At 65.8% G+C, this 625-nt stretch carries 2 pseudogenes; both read left to right on the forward strand.

Features of this window, described 5'->3' with window-relative positions:
- Positions 1-127: pseudogene (locus AB4Z35_RS29990) on the forward strand (sulfite exporter TauE/SafE family protein); the annotation flags it as partial.
- Positions 128-477: 350 nt separating this feature from the next.
- A pseudogene (locus AB4Z35_RS29995) lies at positions 478-603 on the forward strand (sulfite exporter TauE/SafE family protein); the annotation flags it as partial.
- Between the last annotated feature and the right edge of the window lie 22 nt (positions 604-625).

The raw sequence follows: 625 nt of genomic DNA on the forward strand, positions 1-625 counted from the left end.
AGCTGCCGAGCGCATCACCGCACTGTTGCGCAAGCGCAGCGTACGGATGGCGGGCGGCTTGTTGGTGATGCTGTTCGGCATCTGGACCTTGCCGGGGCCRCATCAGCATTGGCTCATGGGGCACTAGATCGGCGGCCCCCCCTTGTAGCAGCTGCCGAGCCTGCGAGGCTGCGTTCGGCGGCGMAGCCGTCGTAAACCCTGAGCACCAAATTCAYCTGAAACACCGCACAGTCTGATTTCACGACGGCTRCGCCGCCGAACGCAGCCTCGCAGGCTCGGCAGCTGCTACAGGGGGATGCACCTGGCCGGTGCTGCTGGCGACTGGCCTCGCCGCCGAGCGCATCACCGCACTGTTGCGCAAGCGCAGCGTACGGATGGCRGGCGGCWTGTTGGTGATGCTGTTCGGCATCTGGACCTTGCCGGGGCCRCATCAGCATTGGCTCATGGGGCACTAGATCGGCGGCCCCCCTTGTAGCAGCTGCCGAGCGCATCACCGCACTGTTGCGCAAGCGCAGCGTACGGATGRCGGGCGGCTTGTTGGTGATGCTGTTCGGCATCTGGACCTTGCCGGGGCCACATCAGCATTGGCTCATGGGGCACTAGATCGGCGGCCCCCCCTTGTAGC

Source organism: Pseudomonas sp. KB_15 (assembly GCF_052114525.1).
GTDB lineage: Bacteria > Pseudomonadota > Gammaproteobacteria > Pseudomonadales > Pseudomonadaceae > Aquipseudomonas.